The 17,344-nt window shown below is 65.8% G+C and carries 18 protein-coding genes and 1 other RNA gene; 5 read left to right on the top strand and 14 right to left on the bottom strand.

Annotated features, from left to right (window positions below):
* Positions 1 to 30: 30 nt before the first annotated feature.
* Genes AC0AIB_RS20150 through AC0AIB_RS20140 form a run of 3 tightly spaced genes read right to left on the bottom strand, consistent with a single transcriptional unit; the run spans position 31 to position 3,181 of the window.
* Positions 31 to 1,245, bottom strand: coding sequence for a tyrosine-type recombinase/integrase (locus AC0AIB_RS20150; protein WP_465097237.1), 1,215 nt, complete (start codon positions 1,243 to 1,245; stop codon positions 31 to 33).
* Positions 1,245 to 1,430, bottom strand: coding sequence for a helix-turn-helix transcriptional regulator (locus tag AC0AIB_RS20145; protein ID WP_364310734.1), 186 nt, complete (start codon positions 1,428 to 1,430; stop codon positions 1,245 to 1,247). Before AC0AIB_RS20145 ends, AC0AIB_RS20150 begins: the two co-directional genes overlap by 1 nt.
* Complete coding sequence (locus AC0AIB_RS20140; protein WP_465097236.1) at positions 1,427 to 3,181, bottom strand: replication initiator; 1,755 nt, start codon at positions 3,179 to 3,181, stop codon at positions 1,427 to 1,429. Before AC0AIB_RS20140 ends, AC0AIB_RS20145 begins: the two co-directional genes overlap by 4 nt.
* A 95-nt stretch (positions 3,182 to 3,276) precedes the next feature.
* Between AC0AIB_RS20140 and AC0AIB_RS20135 the strand changes: the two genes are divergently transcribed.
* Complete coding sequence (locus AC0AIB_RS20135) at positions 3,277 to 3,630, top strand: hypothetical protein (RefSeq protein ID WP_194822074.1); 354 nt, start codon at positions 3,277 to 3,279, stop codon at positions 3,628 to 3,630.
* 26 nt (positions 3,631 to 3,656) lie between these two features.
* On the opposite strand, the gene AC0AIB_RS20130 is transcribed toward AC0AIB_RS20135, so the two are convergent.
* The 5 genes from AC0AIB_RS20130 to AC0AIB_RS20110 all read right to left on the bottom strand — a co-directional run bounded on the left by AC0AIB_RS20130 (position 3,657) and on the right by AC0AIB_RS20110 (position 6,959).
* Entirely contained in the window at positions 3,657 to 4,226 is a 570-nt protein-coding gene (locus AC0AIB_RS20130) for a DUF2637 domain-containing protein (RefSeq protein WP_465097235.1), read from the bottom strand.
* Positions 4,223 to 4,414 (bottom strand): hypothetical protein, encoded by a 192-nt coding sequence (locus tag AC0AIB_RS20125; protein ID WP_208565250.1) that lies wholly within the window; start codon positions 4,412 to 4,414, stop codon positions 4,223 to 4,225. The genes AC0AIB_RS20130 and AC0AIB_RS20125 overlap by 4 nt, the downstream gene beginning before the upstream one ends.
* A 5-nt stretch (positions 4,415 to 4,419) precedes the next feature.
* A complete protein-coding gene (locus tag AC0AIB_RS20120; protein WP_208565251.1) occupies positions 4,420 to 4,671 on the bottom strand; it encodes a hypothetical protein in 252 nt (83 codons plus the stop codon).
* The gene (locus AC0AIB_RS20115) at positions 4,668 to 6,284 is read right to left on the bottom strand and encodes an FtsK/SpoIIIE domain-containing protein (RefSeq protein WP_465097234.1); all 1,617 of its coding nucleotides are present in this window, start codon (positions 6,282 to 6,284) and stop codon (positions 4,668 to 4,670) included. Before AC0AIB_RS20115 ends, AC0AIB_RS20120 begins: the two co-directional genes overlap by 4 nt.
* A 279-nt stretch (positions 6,285 to 6,563) precedes the next feature.
* Positions 6,564 to 6,959: a transcriptional regulator gene (locus AC0AIB_RS20110; RefSeq protein ID WP_104113758.1), complete on the bottom strand. Its 396-nt coding sequence runs from the start codon at positions 6,957 to 6,959 to the stop codon at positions 6,564 to 6,566.
* Between the two features lie 325 nt (positions 6,960 to 7,284).
* Here AC0AIB_RS20110 and AC0AIB_RS20105 point away from each other — a divergent pair, with 325 nt between their 5' ends.
* Complete coding sequence (locus AC0AIB_RS20105) at positions 7,285 to 8,535, top strand: hypothetical protein (RefSeq protein ID WP_465097233.1); 1,251 nt, start codon at positions 7,285 to 7,287, stop codon at positions 8,533 to 8,535.
* 36 nt (positions 8,536 to 8,571) lie between these two features.
* Here the strand turns inward: AC0AIB_RS20105 and AC0AIB_RS20100 are convergent, their stop codons facing one another.
* From AC0AIB_RS20100 to AC0AIB_RS20085, 4 genes are all read right to left on the bottom strand, one after another.
* On the bottom strand, positions 8,572 to 9,348 hold the full coding sequence (locus AC0AIB_RS20100) for a glycosyltransferase family 2 protein (RefSeq protein WP_465097232.1): 777 nt from the start codon (positions 9,346 to 9,348) through the stop codon (positions 8,572 to 8,574).
* Positions 9,336 to 10,148: a GntR family transcriptional regulator gene (locus tag AC0AIB_RS20095; protein WP_465097247.1), complete on the bottom strand. Its 813-nt coding sequence runs from the start codon at positions 10,146 to 10,148 to the stop codon at positions 9,336 to 9,338. Before AC0AIB_RS20095 ends, AC0AIB_RS20100 begins: the two co-directional genes overlap by 13 nt.
* Positions 10,149 to 10,304: 156 nt before the next feature.
* A complete protein-coding gene (locus AC0AIB_RS20090) occupies positions 10,305 to 10,502 on the bottom strand; it encodes a precorrin-4 C11-methyltransferase (protein WP_465097231.1) in 198 nt (65 codons plus the stop codon).
* Between the two features lie 136 nt (positions 10,503 to 10,638).
* The gene (locus tag AC0AIB_RS20085; protein ID WP_255597805.1) at positions 10,639 to 10,971 is read right to left on the bottom strand and encodes a hypothetical protein; all 333 of its coding nucleotides are present in this window, start codon (positions 10,969 to 10,971) and stop codon (positions 10,639 to 10,641) included.
* Positions 10,972 to 11,525: 554 nt separating this feature from the next.
* Between AC0AIB_RS20085 and AC0AIB_RS20080 the strand changes: the two genes are divergently transcribed.
* Positions 11,526 to 11,948, top strand: a complete 423-nt coding sequence (locus AC0AIB_RS20080; RefSeq protein WP_204959414.1) for a GntR family transcriptional regulator — start codon at positions 11,526 to 11,528, stop codon at positions 11,946 to 11,948.
* Positions 11,949 to 12,008: 60 nt separating this feature from the next.
* On the opposite strand, the gene AC0AIB_RS20075 is transcribed toward AC0AIB_RS20080, so the two are convergent.
* A complete protein-coding gene (locus AC0AIB_RS20075) occupies positions 12,009 to 13,052 on the bottom strand; it encodes a DNA cytosine methyltransferase (protein WP_204959415.1) in 1,044 nt (347 codons plus the stop codon).
* A 136-nt stretch (positions 13,053 to 13,188) separates the two neighbouring features.
* Between AC0AIB_RS20075 and AC0AIB_RS20070 the strand changes: the two genes are divergently transcribed.
* Positions 13,189 to 15,447, top strand: coding sequence for an ATP-binding protein (locus AC0AIB_RS20070; RefSeq protein WP_465097246.1), 2,259 nt, complete (start codon positions 13,189 to 13,191; stop codon positions 15,445 to 15,447).
* Positions 15,448 to 16,009: 562 nt separating this feature from the next.
* On the opposite strand, the gene rnpB is transcribed toward AC0AIB_RS20070, so the two are convergent.
* An RNA gene (rnpB, locus tag AC0AIB_RS20065) (RNase P RNA component class A) lies at positions 16,010 to 16,429 on the bottom strand.
* 136 nt (positions 16,430 to 16,565) lie between these two features.
* Between rnpB and AC0AIB_RS20060 the strand changes: the two genes are divergently transcribed.
* Positions 16,566 to 17,327 (top strand): sulfite exporter TauE/SafE family protein, encoded by a 762-nt coding sequence (locus AC0AIB_RS20060; protein WP_465097230.1) that lies wholly within the window; start codon positions 16,566 to 16,568, stop codon positions 17,325 to 17,327.
* The last annotated feature ends 17 nt before the right edge of the window (positions 17,328 to 17,344 follow it).

Raw genomic sequence — 17,344 nt, 5'->3', positions numbered from 1 at the left:
TTGGACGCAATCTAAGCAACGCAGCTACCTTCATATCGTTTCATCACTTTTCGTCCCATTCTTAATTAAGTCATCAATGGCGCGACGGGTGCGTTCCTCGCTGGCCGGCATCAGGTGCGTGTAGACACGGAGGGTGAAGCCGGGGTCAGCGTGGCCGAGGTACGAGGCGAGGGCCTTGATGCTCTCCCCCGCGTCAAGCAGCGACGAGGCGTAGAAGTGGCGTAGCGCGTGCATCCCCGTGGCCCGGGTCGGCGTGATGCCGGCCGCCACGACAGCCGGTCGCCAACTCTTGTTGTCGAAGGTGCGCCGGTTGATCGCACCCCGCCGGGTGGTGGTGAACAGCAGCGGCACCGTCACCCGTTCATCGTCGGCCGGGTTCTCCCACGGCAGGGTGAGCGGCACAGGGGCGAAGTCGTCGAGGTGTTGGCGCAGCGCCTGGGCGACGGAGTCGGGCAACGGCACCCGGCGGTCCCGGTCGTTCTTGGGCAACCCGAAGACCAGCCGGGAGCGGACGAGCTTGACCTGACGCGAGACGTGCACCCACCCCGCATCAAGGTCGATGTCGTCGACACCGAGCCCCAGGATTTCGCCCTGCCGTAGCCCGCACCCCGCGCCGAGGTCGACCATCGGACGGTACCGCCGGGCGAGGCCACCGCGGATTGCCGAAACCTGTTCGTACCGCCACGGCACCACCCGACGTTGCACCGGTCGCGGCGGGGTGACCGACTTTGCCGAACACGGATTCTTGGCGATCCGCTCGTCGTCGACGGCCGCGCCGAGGATGGTCCGCAGGTGCGCGAAGACGACGGCCCGGGTCGCCGGTGCCAGCTTGCCGACCATCGCGGCGTCCCACTCCCGGACGTGCCCCGGCTTGATCTCAGCCAGCTTCCGCGCGCCGAAGAACGGCAGCAGGTGTTTCCGTACCCGGAACTCCGTGCTCTCCCGGGTCGACTCGTCGAACGATCGGGTACGGAGCCAGGTTTCGGCGTACTCGGCGAAGGTCATCCGGCCGGCGACCGGGTCGACGTAGGAGCCCCGGAGCTTGTCCGTCTCGGTCGACACGAGGAACGCGTCAGCCTCGCGCTTGGCCCGGTCGGGGTAGGACTTCTTCCGTTCCTTGCCGTCCGGCCCGATGTACCGCACCCGGTAGCGCAGCCCTTTGCCGAACAGGTTCGTCTTGACCCGCTCCCGTCGTCCGCCCGGGTGGTGAACCGTCTTGTACCAGCGATCCTCCACGTGCCCCATCAGGCCGCCGCCTGCGCGCGTACCCAGGCCCGGACCGATTCCGGTTCGTACCGCAGGTGTCGGCCGACCCGGGCCGCCGGCGGGCCGTACTTGACCTTGCGCCAGCGGTACAGCGTTTCCTGCGGCACCCGCAGGTAGGCCGCTACCTCCCGCACCGTCCAGAGCCCGTCGTTCACCACCGTCATAGCCCCTCCCCCGTTGTGTCGCCCGTTCCTGTTGCTGATCCGTCGTTGGGGAGCTGCGCGGCGCGGTCCTTGGCGGCGAGCAGCTCGGAGCGCCAGCGGGCACGCTCGCTGATCGACCGCAGCAGCCGATGGGCCATGGCCGGTACGTCGGGGTCATCGGGCCGGGCGAGTTCCCAGGCGTGCCGGACCGGTTCGACGGTGGCGCCCTGGTCGGCAACCCCATCCAGGCCGACCGTGACACCGAGCAGCGACCGCACCCAGGCCCGCACGTCGTGCTTGTGGTCGCTGAGCGTCTTGCCGGACCAGTCGCGCGAGATGAGGATGCGCCGGCCGCCGATGCCGAGGGTGTCCCGCTGGTGGACCTTGCCCCTACAGCGGCCCGGCTTGAGCTTCGCGTTCGCCTTCTTCGGCTGGATGCCGTAGAGCAGCCAGTTCGCGCACCGGTCGGTGCAGGGGGTGACGCGCAGTTCCCGCCACAGCCGATCGAGGTGTTTGCGTTGCCGGTCGGTGGTGGTCTTGTGCACGTCGCCGGTGTGCTTGGTGATGTACTTCGTGACGTACCGGATGGTCCGTTCGGCGTCGGTGGTGCCGGGCATGACGCCGCGTGCGTCGACCTGGGTACCGAAGCGGACGACGTGCACCGGTTCGGCGTGCGGGTTGTCGTCGATGGCGTCGAGTGCTTCGCCCCAGGTGGTCAACGGGTACCGGGTGTCCGGGTCGACCCACGCCGAAGCGTCTTCGTCCCATACCGGGGGTCGGTCGGCGGTGTACTGCTGGACGTCGACCGGCGGCCACCACACCTGGTGATAGGTCGCGGCGGCGACGGTACGCAGGGTGTCGCGGGGGATGGTGCCCCGGATGGCGAAGTGGGCGTGTGGGGCGAGGCGGCGTTGCGGCTCGACGCAGCCGGCGTACTGGACGTTCCAGCCCTCACACCGCCGCAGGTTCTGCCAGAACCGGTCGAGGAGACGGGGGAAGTGGACGGCGTCCCAGGCGGCGCGGCGGTAGTCGTACCGGTCGGGGTTGACTGGGGTGCCGTCGGGGCGGACGGGGCCGTAGGAGTCGAGGGTGAGGGTCAGCCACATCGACGGCCGGTAGGTGGTGCCGTCCGCAGCGGTGTACGTCCTACCGACCGTGCGCCGCTCGACCTTGCGCCGAGGCAGCTCCGGGGCATCCTGCCGACGCCGGGTCGACCGCTTCCGACGCGGGCCGGTGTCGTCGTCGCCCTGGTCGTCGTCACCGGTCGCGTGCGGCGGGGCGACCCGACCCCGGAGCCCTTCGGCCGCGATCGCCTCTTCCACCTCACGGATAGCCCCGTCGAGGTCTTCGACCTGGCCCCACTGGCACGCCCGCGATGCCTCGTCACGGGAGAACTCCAGGTGCCCGCGCAGCAGGATCAGCGCCTTCTGTTCCTCGGTCGCCGGTTCCGGCGGCGGTAGGGGTTCGTCGTCGCGGTGCCAGCCTTCCCGGATCTGGGCCTGCCGCAGTCGGCGGTTCTTCTTGGCGCACGGGGCGCACTTGTCTTCCCGGGTGGCACCGCAGGGCAGGTCGATGACTTCGGTGAGGCCGGTGTCGAGGTCGGTGCGGCGCATGGCGAGGGGGCGCACGCAGACGCCGTACTCGGTGGCGATCTCCTTGAGGACGTCAACTAAGCGGGGTAGCGCCATGCGGGCCGCCCGCGACCCGGGTCGAGGAACAGCAACCGGGGTCGGGGCGACGGGTTCGAGGCCCGGGAGGGTCGGAGCGGTCATCGGCCCACCCCCGCCGTCAGTGGAATGCGGTGGTTCCGGGTGTGGGTGCGCCGGTACTGTCCGGGCTCACCAGCAACCCGAGTGGCGAGGTCGACATGAGCGGCGATGACGGTACGACGGTGCTGTGGCGTCCGACCGGACCGAAAGAGCTGGATCTCGTCCGCGAGTCCGGATGGCGGGCGTGGCCGCCGCGTCTGCCGGATCAGCCGATCTTCTACCCGGTACTGAACGAGGACTACGCGGTGATGATCGCCCGGGACTGGAACGTGCCCGCGTCCGGCGTCGGCTACGTCACCCGCTTCCGGGTGGAGTCGGAGTTTCTGCGCCGGTACCCGGTCCAGCAGGCCGGCGGGAAGACCATCCTGGAGCTGTGGGTTCCGGCTGAGGAACTGGACGAGTTCAACGCGCACATCGTCGGGTTGATCGAGGTCGTGCACGAGTTCCGGTAGCCGCCGGCCGGCGGTGAGGGCGGCCGTCATCGGATGATCCCGACGACGTGCGGCCGGTTCGACGGGACGACACGCGGAGGCAGCACGGCCGCCGGGGCAGCGATAGCAGCCGGAGCCGGGACAGCCGGCGGCACGGGGTCAGCCGGACGCTCGGGTTCGGTGGTGGCCTGCTCGGGCACCTCGTACCAGTCGCCCGGGGGTTGGTCCGGTTCGAGAGCCGGCGGCACGGCTGGGGCGTTGGACAGGACGACCTTGACCAAGGCGAGGAACGCCAGCGACGGCACCGCGGCCACGGTCCAGCCCCACACCGACGGTTCGGCTTCCGCCACCTGGGCCGCGAGGGACAGCAGGGCGAACGCCACCAGGAGCGAGCCGACCAAGCCGACAGGCCGACCGGCACGGCGGCGGGCGCGGAGTTCCAGGCCGAGGTAGATCGCCATGAGTTCGACGGCTACGGCGTTGGCCCAGCCGATCCAGTCGGGCTGGCCGTGGGCGACGGACAGATCATGGACGTGGGTGAAGGCGGCAGCGCCGGCCATGGTGCCGATGGCGAGCAGGATCACCAGGCGTACGGCGATTTCGGTGCGTGCGGTCATCGCCACTCCTGCATCGGCTTCTCGCGGATGGTCAGGTCGATGCGGATGCGCCGGTCTGCCATGTCGGGGCGGCGGTTGACCATGTGCGCGAGGCCGTGCAGGGCGGCGGCGGTCTGGTCGGCGGGGCCGACGAGCCGGATGCGCAGCGGACGCCGGAACCGGTTGATGACGCGGGCAAGGGTGGTCATGACGGTTACCTCCGGGCCGGTCGGATATCAGTGCGGATGTAGTCGGGAGGGGTGCCGAGCGTGGCGACGGCTTCGGAGAGACAGCGCCACAGCGCCCACGCCTCATCGGGGGTCAGGGACATCCGCCGCCGGCCCGCACCGACCGCCAGATAGACCGGGTACGGGTCGGGTCGGTCGGGGTCGACGCGGACGGACACGGCGGTGACCGGTTCGGGGGTCCGCAGCCGGTAGAAGCGCCGGCCGTCGGTGCCGGTCATCGGGGTTCGCCCTGGTCGGTGTCGAGGATGGTGCGCAGCGCGTCGGGCAGCAGTGGCCCGCGTCGAGGCCGGGGCAGCGCCGGCCGGAGGGGTTCCGGGGTGGACTCACGGCCGACCTGGGCGAGGATGTCCGCCGCGTCGGCCGGAGCCGGGTACCGGTGCGCCAGGTCGCGGATGTCGTCGTCGCTGACATAGGAGAACCGGACCCGCATCGGCTCCGGGATGCCGTCCAGGATCACGTACCCCACGCCTTTGGCCCATCGGGGCATCTGATCCGCGAGGGCACCCCGGTTGCGGGCACCGTCGCCCAAGACGAGATCAACCTGAGCGGCTTCGGTGAGGCCGAGGGCGATGCGGGTCGGGAACAGGTCCCGGAACGGCAACACCTCCTTGCGGGGGTCCTGCAACGCGGCCACTACCAGCACGCCGACCCCGGCACCCTGCGACAGCAGCACCCCCAGCGAGCCGGCGATGCGCTTACGCAGGTCGACGTCTTGCAGGTACGCCGTCAGCGCGGCCATCTCGTCGACGACGACCACGACCAGGGGGTCAGCCTCGGTCGGCGTGTGCACCCGCACCGTTCCGGCGAGCCGGGTCTGACGCTCCCGCATCACCGTCACGGCCTCGTCGAGGAGATCGGCCATGGCCTCGAACGACTTGCAGGCGAACCGGGCGAACAGCGGCCGACCCATGGCGAACTCCATCCCGCCCTTGGGGTCGATCACCCACAACCGCACCAGGCCCGACGTGATGCCACCGGCCAACGCCCGCACCAGCGACCACAGCACCGAGCCCTTCCCAGAACGGGTGGCCCCACCGACCAGCACATGGGTGGCGAGCAGGTGCAGCGACCAGGTCCCCAGGTCCTCCCGCCGCGCCAACGGCAGCGCCGTGAAGTCAGGGACGGGCGGGGTGTCGAACGGCGGCACCACCGGCCGCAGCGCATCCGTGCGGACGAGGACCAGGTAGACCAGCGTGGGCCGGTCCCGGAACCGCAGCCGGTCGACCCAGCTGAGCGGCAGCGCCCAGTAGCCGGTACGGGTCGGCGGGGTGTCGGGCCGCTCGGAGTAGACCCGGGCGTGCCGCCGGCCGAAGGCGTACGCGAGGTTCGCGGTGACCTGTTGGAAGGCGGCCGGGGTCTGCCCCCGGACCATGCGGACGGTCAGCACGTCCAGGGCCTGATCCGAGCGCACCCGCAGCAACTGCGGCAGGACCGGCAGGTGGTTGTAGGTCGCGGCCAGGCCGCACAGGGTCATCGCCTCGTGCCAGGCCCGCCGGTAGACGACGACCTGACGGAACCGGCCGAGCAGCGGCCCGGCGCACCACCGCCACCAGGACGCCTCATCGCGCCACCGCCACAACGCCGACACCGCCGACGCCAGCACCAGCGGCACGACCAGGCCCGGCCAGCCGTGTTCGGCGTAGAGGACGACGGCGGCCACGGCCAGGCCCACGGTGACCGGGTGACGCAGGCACCACCAGCAGAACCGGGCGGCCCAGCGCAGCACCAGGCCGAGCACGACCAGCCACATCGGCAGGACGAACCGCTTCGGCCGGACCACCATCAGATCCCCGGCGGTCACCATCACCACCCCGCCACGCGGCCGGCGCATCATCGCCCACCCCGCAGCGACACGAACCGGCCCGACGCATCCCGGACCGGAGGAAACGGAAGAACGAGCTGCCCGACACACCCCCCACACCGACCGTCGGCACCGGTGGCCGGGTCGAACCGGGACTGACACACCTCGCACCGAGGCGAAGCCGGGGCAGCCGAACGCCTACGCTTGGACACGTCACTACCTCTCTCGACAGAGCAGGGGAAAGAGACACCAAGGGGGCGGGGCTGCCGTCCGCCAAGACCAGACAGCCCCGCCCCCGACCTTCAGCGGCTACGCCGCCGCCTTCTTCGCCACACCCGCCGGAGCACGCATCCCGGTCGCCCGCAGCGAGTACGCCATCCGGTTGTTGTTGGTCACGTACGGCGTCACCGTCATGCCCTCGAACTCCACCGCCTCGAACGGCGCACCCGTCGGCGGCACCGGCTGGTAGTCGGCGGAAATCTTGACCGTCGTCTCCCGGGAACGCTTGCCAAGCTCCGGGTCCAGGTCCATCACCCGCACCTGCCACACCCGCTGGCCGGTCAGCTTGTCCTTCGCCGGGCTACGCCGCCCGGTCTTCTCGTCGTAGTCCTCGACCTCACCCAGCGACTCGGGGACCAAGGCGCACCCCGCCGGGAACACGTCCTCACAACGCACGGCGAACCTCGTACCGCCACGCAGAGCCATCGCCCAACCTCCAAGTTGTTGACATGTCTGCCAAGTAGAGACTCCAAGGTAGACCCAACTTGGCAGACAAGTCAACAAGTTCATCGAACATCCGCTTGAATGGAGCAGGGAGCCACTGGCTAATATGACTGGATCGCACTTTTTGTTTCTTTTGACCCGCTTAATGTGTCTGATTGTCGACGCCAAGACTTCCGCCGCCGACTGAACTACTGACAAACGGATCGGCAGTTGATTTGATCTACCAGCAAAGCAGCGAAAGTCGATCAAATTGCCATCAGCCAGAAGTGGGCTGAGATTAATCCGCCGTAACGCCATAGGAGTCTTCGTGGCACCCGATAGCGAAGAACAGATGACAGCGAACCAAGGTTCGATCGCTGAACCTTGGCACCGAGGCGTGCAGCTATGGTGGTGCGGAGCAGGGATCACCATCCTTGCATTTGCCTTCATCCTTAATAACTTTGGCCACGGCAGCATGGCAAGCATCCTGAAAGCCGCACCTGCATTGGGAGCTCTAGTTCTTGCGCAGACATTGGTTCTGATGATCGGCTCAGCCGATCCGTCGCTTGCGCCGCTCTCCGGACTCGCTGGCCTCGTCGCAGCTCATGTTTGGCAAGCATCACACGAATTATCAGCAGGAATCATTGCGGCGATTGTGCTGGGCTTAGTAGCAGGTGCCATTAACGGCACTGTTGCCGCTCACACCGGGGCCGTGCCAGCCCTCGCCGCAACATGTAGCGTATGGCTCGCTTTTGCGTGGATATCGGATAAATTGTCGTCCTCTGGCCCTGTAGCGATATCCGCCACTCAAGCCGAAGCCAGTGCTGATTTCATGCTCTACAGCTACCTCGCCGTGACCGCATTCACCGCCCTTTTATTGGCACTTCCTCCAGGCCGCCGCATATACACGTTGGCACGATCGCATTCCAGAGAGATTCCCTCGATCGCGGTGGTGCGCAATTTCGCCGCAGCGGGAGCACTTGCTGCGGCATCCGGAGCGGCGAGCGCAGTCTCGGCGGGACAGGCGGATTCGGCACCCGAAGAGCTGGCCATCTACATGTTTGCGGCTGCTCTAATTGGCGGGTCGAGCATCCTTGGGGGATACGGTGGGGCAGCCTCTGCGCTCGCAGGAACGGTGATCCTGATATCCGTTTGGCAGGTGCTTGACCTGGCCGGTCAGCATACTGGCTCTGTATCGTTCGTCTTAGTTGCTATGGCTATCGGAGTGCTGGCGATTCTGCTTGATGCCGCGAGGCGGGGTCGGGCCGGGTTCTCAGCGGATCTGAATCGCCGAAAAGCTCGATCGAAAGCCGCTCTCAAGACTCACCCAAGAGGGTCGCAAGAGGCAGGAGTGGATAGCGTAAAACGCGTGACCGCTAGCGTCGGAAGCGTCTTCCGGAAGTTGGGATGGGTGCTAGCGATTTGGTGGTTCCTATGCCTCATCGAGTTCTTCACCCTGCCGTTCTTCCTGCCGGCCAGCATGGATCTGGGAGAGAAGAGCACAACGTGGCTCCCCATCTACGGAGTGACACTTCTGGTAGTCCTTCTGGCTGTCCTTCTTCAGGAGGACCAATCTTGACAATGTCATCAAGTGGCGAACTCAAACAGCACGAGGCTACGCCAGAGGTTCTATCTGTAGACCGTTCGGCAGCATCGAGGTCAAGGCGTTGGCTCTGGCCTCGATGACCCTCATTCGGGCCTGATACTCAGCCGGTGCCCGATGACTGGCCTGGCTGGTGACCTGTCCGGGCCATTTGCGGTAGAGCAGGCCGTACTCCCGGGTGAAATACCCGGCGGTGACGGCGTTAGCAGCCAGGAGGAGGCCGGTGTCTTCGGAGGCAGGTAGAGCCATCCAGCCGCCCAGGGCGAAGACAAGATCCCGCCGCAGGCAGAGAGTCGCAGGGTGGACGGATGCCCGATAGTCATTGGCCTGCCAGAACGCCAGGACCGCGCCTCGGTCGATGACTCCGCCGGCCGGGTCTTTGTCCCATCCGGCGGTCGACCCGTCGGGAAGCAGGTCGAGTACCCGCGAGGTGGTCCACCCGATCTGTGGGTGCGCGTCGAACGCGGCGATGTCCCGCCCGAGCGCGCCGGGGGTCAACTGGTCGTCAGCATCGAGAACCTTGATGAGGTCCCCGTCAACCCGGGACAGCGCAAGGGTCCGTGCAACCCCAGGCCCGCCAGGTCGGCCGGTGCCGAGGCTGATCCGGGGGTCGTCGGGCAGGACGTCGGCCAGGGCTCCGGTCTGTCCGTCTTCCTGGACGAGCCATTGCCACTCCCACCCCGGCGGCATCTCCTGCTTGGCAAGCGACTCATACGCGCCAGCCAGGTACTCGATGCTGGGCGCGTGGACCGGGGTGATGACCGAGACGAGCTGCGTCAAGTTTTCCACCGCTGGAGTTTGTGGGAGTAGACCAACTCGGTCCGGTCCCCCGGCATCACCACGTCAGCGACCTCGACCACCCGGCCGGTGGTGTCGACGGAGGTCTTGCGCACGGTGAGCACGGAGACGCCCGGATCGATGTCCAACAGCTCGGCCTCATCCGGCGACGGGGGCCGGGCGCGGATCTCGTCGTCGATGCGGTCCAGCTCGATGCCGAGGGTGTAAAGCTGGTGTTGCGTGCCGCCGGGCCAGGGTTCCTTACTCTCGTCGAGCAGGTCCGGGTTCGCGGCGACCAGGTCATACGGAAGGTAGGAGTACGACACGGTCAGCGGCGCGTTCTCGTGCCGCGACGACGTCCAGTAGACCCGGCGCAGCAGCGGCGCACCCGGCTCGACCTGGAGGGCCGCCGCCATCTCCTCATCGGCATCCACGCGGGTGTACTCGGCGTGGAACTTGAGGTCGTCGACGGTCAGGCCGGTGTCGTGCTCGGTCGCGCCGGTCTTCAACCGTTCGTCCTCGTCGAGCAGGACCCGGTCCTTCTCCCACTGGTACCGCTCGGTATTGCGACGGCGTACCCGCTGGCGGGGTGCCCGCACGTAGGTGCCGCGCCCCTGCTCCGCGCGGACCAGTCCCCATTCGCGGAGCTGGCGGATGGCGTTGCGGACGCTCGTGCGGGACAGCCCGGACGACTCGGCCAGCTCAGTTTCGCTGGGCATCAGCGTGCCGGGGGCAAGCTCCCCACTCATGATCTTCACCCGCAACTCTTCCGCGAGTTGCAGGTAGCGAGGGCGCCAGTCCCGGCCATGCACACCGGCCACCGTACCCCCTAGACGTTCCAACGTCTGCCAGGTGGTCCCCCCCAGCCGGACGCTCCGGCACCGCCGGCACCACCACCGCCCCACGCGGAGCCTGCCCACGACGCCCACCAGGACCACGCGCAGCAGCGGCCCGCCGGCTGCTGGTGTTCACCGCGTCTCTCCCGTCCGCCCGTGCCGCCCGGCCTGTGCCTGCATGGCGTGTCGGGTGTGGGTCAGTTCCTCGATGAGCCGGTCGACATGGGTGAGCGTCAGGAGCACGGTTTGCGTGGTGCCGTAGTGGGTCGCGTCGAGCTTGATCGCCGGGTCGCGGCGGGTGAACCGGTCGATGAGCAGTTGCAGACTCACCCACCCGGTTCCCTCCCGCCCGATCGTGGCCAGGTACCCCCGGTGCATCGGATCGTTCGGGCCACAACCCCGGCACCACGGCGGACACACCACCGGCCGAGGCGACGCCGGCAGCCGCCGGTTCATGGGGAAGCCGTCACTCATCGCCGGCCCCCTGCCCGCCGGCCTGCGCCAGCAACCCGCGCAACTGCTCCACCAGCTCGGCCGCCTCCGACAGCGACAACTCCGCCCAGGCGTTCCCCGCCCGACACGACGCGTGCACGCACACCAGCGGAGCACCGGGAGTCTCCGCACTGATCAGGTACGTGACGACGAGTCCACTCGCCCGCTTCTCACCGACCCTGAGCATGTGGCCGCGATGACGACGGGCCATGTGCGCCATCACCGGCGGTACCAGATAGCCGCACCGCTCCGGCGTGCACCAGTCCGGGTGGCTCGTGACCGGGGCCGGCTTGCTCGGGCGGGTCATCGTGTCCACCGCCCGCCGTGCCCTCGGTGTGCCTGAGCCACCGTCATCAACGGCGCGTACCGCAGCATGGGCAGTTCCCGCGTGACGTCGACCGGCCACCAGGGCGCAGCGCCGGCCGATCCGCCGGACGACGCGGACGGCGTGTTGCTGCTGGTGGCCGGGATCGGTGTACGTCGGCGTGGCCGCCAGGACGACAACCAACCGCGTCGACGATGAGAGCCGGACATCGCACCTCCACAGGTAGACGAGGAACCGGCGGCCGACCACGAGCTTGGTTGTGGCCGACCGCCGGCCCGGATGAAGGCACGGCGCACCGTCCGACGCCGGACGGGTCGGGTACCGCCGAGCCAACTTGTCTACGCGGCTACCGCAACCGGTCCCGCAGGACGCCGCGCATAGGTGCGACCAGGGCCGATACCGCGACCACCCCTGACACGAGCCGTCACCCCGGCCGCACACCAGGAAACGTATCTACAAGTGGACGAGTTGTCTAGACGTCGAAACACGTCGCTTGCTTGGCACTTGGTACAACAAGTGCCAGGTACGGTGAACAGGTGCCCACCCCGCACTACGGACAGCCCCGCTACCGCACCATCGCCGACGAACTTAAACGCCGCATCGAGGGCGGCACTATCGCGCCCGGAGCTCTCTTACCAGCCGAGAGCGCGCTTACTGCCGAGTTTCGGGCAAGCCGCGGCACCATTCGGCAGGCCATAGCCGTATTACGAGATGCAGGCGCAGTGACTACCGAACACGGTAGGGGAACCTACGCAAACCCGCACCGCATCATCCACCAGTCAGATCACTCAAACGACCTTGAAGCAACGCAGCGCGAAATTTCCGCAGATTCAAAGCTTGCAGCCATCTTCGGGGTAGACGAAGGATCACCTTTGACCGAACACGAATTCGTGACGCGAAAAAATGGCAGAGCACACAAAGTCATCCGCGTATATCAGATTGACAGATCGATGACTTAGCTATATTTCGATCCGTCCAGCACACAACAAATCGCAGCAATTGACAGGCAATTCGTCACTTCAGAGAGACTTCTTCAGAAGCTCTTTAACCGCTTCGCCAAGCACTTGCGCCATTCGCACTGGCACGGCATTTCCAATTTGCCGCTCAATAGAGCCAAAATCGCCAGAGAAATGGTAGCTTGGGGGGAAAGTCTGAAATGCTGCAGCTTCGCGTAATGTAAGTCCCCGATGTTCGGTCGGGTGTATGAACGAACCACAGGCAGGGGTAACGCAGCGCGTCGTCATCGTTGGAGCAGGCGCATCAAGCCGAACCCGACCATAGGAAGCAGTCGCGCTTCTTTTCTTAAGGTTTACGTGGCAACTAAGCTGATGCTCTGCCGGCAGGTCAAATCGCGTGCCTCCGACGGGGACCGCCGAAATGCGGGCGACCACCTTCGACGAGTGAGTGCGGTGTCTGTTGAGCGCGTCGTCAGCAGGAACACTCTTGCCAAGTTCTTCCAGTGCGTCTCTTGCAGTTTTAGGCTCTTCAACAAGCCAGTTCCCAAGCAGTGAAGGGAGGGAGTTCGGAAGTTGGGCTCGACGCCCACGTATCGCAATCATAATTAAGCGACGCCGCCGTTGCGGCACGCCCACATCTGCGGCATCCAGCTTGAAGGAGGTAAGAGAATAGCCGATTCTCTCTATTGCCAGCTTTATCCGACTGAACCGCGAGTCTCGCTCCAATCCGGGCACGTTCTCCAATAGAACGGCGGCAGGGCGCAAAGCTCGAACGAATCGAACGACATCTAGCACCAAGTCATTTCGCGCGCTGTCGCTCGGCGACTCGTCACGTCGCGCCAAGGTGGAGAACCCCTGGCAGGGAGGGCACGCCTTGAGAAGGGTTAGACCGCCTGACTCAAGCCCTAGCTCACGCCTGACCTGGCTAGCGGTCAGCTCGCGTATATCTCGCTGCCATAACCTAGTAGCAGGGTGGTTCATCCGATAGGAGGCTGCGGCGGTGGGGTCGACCTCCACTGCGCCGATCACGTCGTAGCCGGCAGCACGAAGACCTTCGGTAGCACCGCCCGCCCCAGCAAACAAGTCGATGCATGTCAGGCGGTCCACGGGGGGGATGATACATGATCAATGGTCAGACTTAAAGCGTGACGTACTGTAAGTTTTACGTCTACAACCGGGTAGCGCTCCCGTCACTCCATGAGTAACGATACTTCCTTACACCATGGAGGGTCAGGTGCAACGAATGCAGGAGCCGGCTGAATTTGCAGGTGGGGAAGCTTTGGGTCAGCCCATCGAGACTACATCCCACCGCGTGCCGGCGATGCGTCGGCCTGGTGACGCCGAGCCATCGAAGCCCAAGTACACGATGAAGATTAGCCGTCTCACGATCGACAAACTGGGCATCAAGCTTTACGACCGCGTGACGGCGGTTCTGGCAGAGTTGATCGCTAACTCATATGACGCGGACGCCGAAAAGGTTGAAATCACCCTACCTTGGGGAGTATTTCTAAGTTCCAGCGGATCAAAAACAGGCCCGGCAGACACCCTGATCGACGTATCAAGCGCTGACGACTTGCCTGGTTCAGGCACTTTTGCCGCGCCACCTCAATCACCACTCGTAGCCTATGAAGATGCGCAACCCGTTGTAGCCACTCATGAGATCACCATTGTGGATGACGGCCACGGGATGACTGCAGACGAGCTCAATCGTCACTACCTATCAGTAGGGGCGGACCGTCGCAAGCGCACCGGCAGCGATAAATCTAGAGATAAACTACGGCCCGTAATGGGGCGAAAAGGCATCGGGAAGCTCGCGCCCTTTGGCATATGCCAGACCGTCGAAGTAATAACCGCAGGCGGAGAAGAGAGCCCAAGAGGCTACCGCGTTTCTCACATCGTGATGAAGCTTGCGGAAATGCTCGCAGACACCGATGCAGAGTACAACCCAGAGCCGGGCGAGCTTGACGGCACTTATAAGGAAGAATCCGGCACTACAATTAAGCTTCGGGATTTCTTCCGCAAGCGGGTACCCAGTCGAGAAGAACTAGATCGTCAACTGTGTGCACGATTCGGTCTAACCCGCGATGACTGGAAAGTGACCATCTATGATTCGCTCAGCAGCGGTGCCCCCTTTGAGCTAGGCACGCTTAAGATCGATTACCTTGAGGATACGCAAATCGATCTAAGCGGGCGGCCAGTCCCGTATGAAGATACCTTCCTTCCCGTTACTGGCTTCGTGGCATACGCACGCAAGCCATACAAAGACCCCGCAATGGCCGGGGTCCGCATTTATGCCCGAGGGAAGATCGTTGCCCAGACTAGGGACTTCGATATCGGAGCGGGCTTCACTGGCGAATTTAAGATGCGCTCGTATCTAGTGGGGGAAATCCATGCTGAATGGCTAGACCAAGAGGACGATCTCGTGCGCTCAGACCGCCAAGACATCATATGGGCGTCTGACCAAGGTGAAGCCTTAAGGAGCTGGGGCCAGCGCCTGATAAAAGAACTTGGCAAGCAGGCAGAGAAGGCTCTCAGCAAGGAAAAGTGGACCGATTTCAAACAGAAGGCCCAGCTTGACAAAAAGCTGGGAAAGATATCAGCAAAAGAGCCCGAGCTCCGCGACTCTGTAAATGAGGCGGCTAAACTTCTGGTAAAGGATGTTGATCCGGAAGCCCTTGAGGATCAGGACCATGTGGACCGAATTGCCGACCTCGCTATAGCCATTGCTCCGCACCGCACGCTTCTCGGCACTCTCCGGGAAGTCGCAGAAACGACAGCTACGACAATCGATGCAGTGATGGTGCTATTCCAACGCGCCCGCTTATTGGAAATGTACTCACTCGGCCAGGTTGCAGAAGAGCGACTGGATGTTATCGCCAAGCTGGAAGAACTCGTTGCGGACCGGTCCACCCTGGAACGCCCCCTGCAAGAACTGATCGAACAAGCCCCGTGGATTCTTGCACCAGAGTGGACGCCGCTCGGCATGAACGAATCGCTTAAACGCGTTCGCGCAAGCTTCGAGTCCTGGTATTTCAAGAAGTTCGGTCAAACTGTCGTAACCTCGGCCATCGACAACGAGAGGAAAGAGCCAGACTTCGTAATGCTAAACGACTCTGGCGTTCTTTGGATTGTGGAAATCAAGCGGCTCGATTACCATCTCACAAATGGCGAGTACGCGCGAGGAGTCGACTACCTGCAAGCTCTAGAAGATTTCCTCGACCACAACCCCGAACTTGGCAACCAGTTCCCAATTCGTCGCCTGACGTTTGTCGCAGACCACATCGACAGCCTCGGAGCGGTGGCAAAGTCTTCACTAGCATCGGATCCGCGGGTGTCACATCAGACCTGGCACGGGCTCTTAGATCTAACAAAGCGTGCCCATAAAGACTTTCTGGCCAGAGTAGACGCGATCAAGGCAGGCCAGCTTTCGGAGCCTTCAGACGAAACTGGCGACGTACTGTTCGAGGTGGATGGAGATGGTGCAGTAAATATCGTCACCTAGCGACAGGTTGGCACAACTGCCGAATAGCTCTGTTATGGATCAAGGCACCGCGCTCCGCGCGGTGCGGGGCGGCAAGCCCGGCCGGCGGCAATCCGCCCCGGATGCCTGCGGCACCGGGGCGGTAAGCCGCCGACAGCCGCCGGGACACCGCCCCATCAACCAGAGGGACCAGACCCGGCGAGGCCGTGACGGAAGCCGGCCGGTCGGACTGGTCGCGTGGTCGGGGCTTCCGGCTGCCGCGCCAGTCCAACCCCGGGACTGGCTTGCCACTGGCTCATCCCATCCCGGCACCCAGCTCCACGGCCAGGACGTGCCCGGCCCTCCCCCGCAGCCGCCGGCCCCTGCCCGGGAGCCCCACGCGCCGACCCCTTCAAAGGCCCCACGACAGCGCAGCCCGGCCGACACGAGGCGAGGCCAACTGAGCCAGCACTCAGGGCGTCTCCAGGGCGTCAGGGCGTCCACAGGGCGTCAAACGCCGGCCAACGATGACCAAGAACGACCATCGACACCCGAACATAGAACCAGCTCAGAGCCATGATCACGGCTCTGAGCTGGTGGGCGACGGACGAGTCGACCTGTACGCCGGATTCTGTGCGCGGCGCGTACCCCTCGCGGGGCCCGCACCGGCGGCGGCCATCCATCTCGGCCTACCGTCGCCGGCAGGCTCCTGCGGCCTACCCGCAGACATCGGGCGGGCAGCCCTCGAGCGTCTGCGCCGGGTCGTCAGCTTGCGGTGACGGCCCTTGCTTGGCCTTGCTCCGGGTGGGGTTTACCTAGCCACCCCGGTCACCCGGGGTGCTGGTGGGCTCTTACCCCACCGTTTCACCCTTACCGTCCCCGAGTGGGGGTCGGCGGTCTGTTTTCTGTGGCACTGTCCCGCGGGTCACCCCGGGTTGCCGTTAACAACCACCCTGCCCTGTGGAGTCCGGACGTTCCTCGGCGACGGGCCGCAGCCCGCCGACGCGACCGCCCGGTCGACTCGTCCGTCGCGCTCCCATCCTAACGACGCGACGTGCCCCACCGATGCCGCCCCGGTCCGCGCCGCGACGAAGCCGAGAATGGTACGCGGTTGACGCGGTGGGAGCGCGCTGATCAGGGCGTACTAGCCTCTGGGCACCATGGACCTCTCCGATGCCGCGCTGCTGCTCGTCGCCGGTCTCGCCGCGGGCACGGTGAACGCGGCGGCCGGCGGTGGTTCGCTGATCACCTTTCCGGCGATGATCGCGGTGGGTCTGCCGCCTGTCGCGGCCAACGTCAGCAACTCGGTGTCGGTCTTTCCCGGCTACGTGGCGAGTGTGGCGGGCAGCCGGATGGACCTGCCGCCCCGGCGGACGCTGTGGTCGTTGCTGCCGACGGCGGTGCTCGGCACGGGTGTCGGCTGCCTGCTCCTGCTGGCCACCCCGGCGCGGGCGTTCGAGCTGGTGGTGCCGTTCCTGGTGCTCGGGGCCACGGCGGTGCTGGCCTTCCAGGGGCCGCTGCGCCGGCTGGTCGGTCACCCGGCCGACCTGGGCACGCGCCGCCGTACCCTCACGGTGCAGGCGATGGTCGCGGTCGGCACGGTGTACGGCGGCTACTTCGGCGCGGCGCTGGGGGTGATGCTGGTCGCCGGCCTGGCCCTGGTGTTGGACGCGACGCTGGCCCGGGTGTCGGCGGTGAAGAACCTGCTCTCCGCCGTGGTGGGGTTGACCACGCTTGTGGTGTTCGCCCTGTTCGGGCCGGTGAACTGGGCGGCGGTGGCGGTGGTCGCGCCGGCCACCATGTTCGGCGGGTACGTGGGCGCCCGGGTGACCCGTCGGCTGCCGCCGGTGGTGCTCCGGTCGCTGATCGTCTGCTTCGGTACGACGATCGGCCTCTACCTGCTCTGGCGCGCGCTGGGCTGAGCAGCCGCGCCACCGCA

The sequence above is a fragment of the Micromonospora sp. DSM 43699 genome, from assembly GCF_055517075.1.
Note: the sequence above shows the minus strand (reverse complement) of the source record. Positions and strands in the feature narration are given on the sequence as shown.

Bases quoted from the DNA above. Each gene is read 5' to 3' on its own strand.
- AC0AIB_RS20150 (WP_465097237.1), bottom strand. From the start codon at position 1,245: ATGGGGCACGTGGAGGATCGCTGGTACAAGACGGTTCACCACCCGGGC.
- AC0AIB_RS20145 (WP_364310734.1), bottom strand. From the start codon at position 1,430: ATGACGGTGGTGAACGACGGGCTCTGGACGGTGCGGGAGGTAGCGGCC.
- AC0AIB_RS20140 (WP_465097236.1), bottom strand. From the start codon at position 3,181: ATGACCGCTCCGACCCTCCCGGGCCTCGAACCCGTCGCCCCGACCCCG.
- AC0AIB_RS20135 (WP_194822074.1), top strand. From the start codon at position 3,277: ATGAGCGGCGATGACGGTACGACGGTGCTGTGGCGTCCGACCGGACCG.
- AC0AIB_RS20130 (WP_465097235.1), bottom strand. From the start codon at position 4,226: ATGACCGCACGCACCGAAATCGCCGTACGCCTGGTGATCCTGCTCGCC.
- AC0AIB_RS20125 (WP_208565250.1), bottom strand. From the start codon at position 4,414: ATGACCACCCTTGCCCGCGTCATCAACCGGTTCCGGCGTCCGCTGCGC.
- AC0AIB_RS20120 (WP_208565251.1), bottom strand. From the start codon at position 4,671: ATGACCGGCACCGACGGCCGGCGCTTCTACCGGCTGCGGACCCCCGAA.
- AC0AIB_RS20115 (WP_465097234.1), bottom strand. From the start codon at position 6,284: ATGCGCCGGCCGCGTGGCGGGGTGGTGATGGTGACCGCCGGGGATCTG.
- AC0AIB_RS20110 (WP_104113758.1), bottom strand. From the start codon at position 6,959: ATGGCTCTGCGTGGCGGTACGAGGTTCGCCGTGCGTTGTGAGGACGTG.
- AC0AIB_RS20085 (WP_255597805.1), bottom strand. From the start codon at position 10,971: ATGACCCGCCCGAGCAAGCCGGCCCCGGTCACGAGCCACCCGGACTGG.
- AC0AIB_RS20070 (WP_465097246.1), top strand. From the start codon at position 13,189: ATGCAGGAGCCGGCTGAATTTGCAGGTGGGGAAGCTTTGGGTCAGCCC.
- AC0AIB_RS20060 (WP_465097230.1), top strand. From the start codon at position 16,566: ATGGACCTCTCCGATGCCGCGCTGCTGCTCGTCGCCGGTCTCGCCGCG.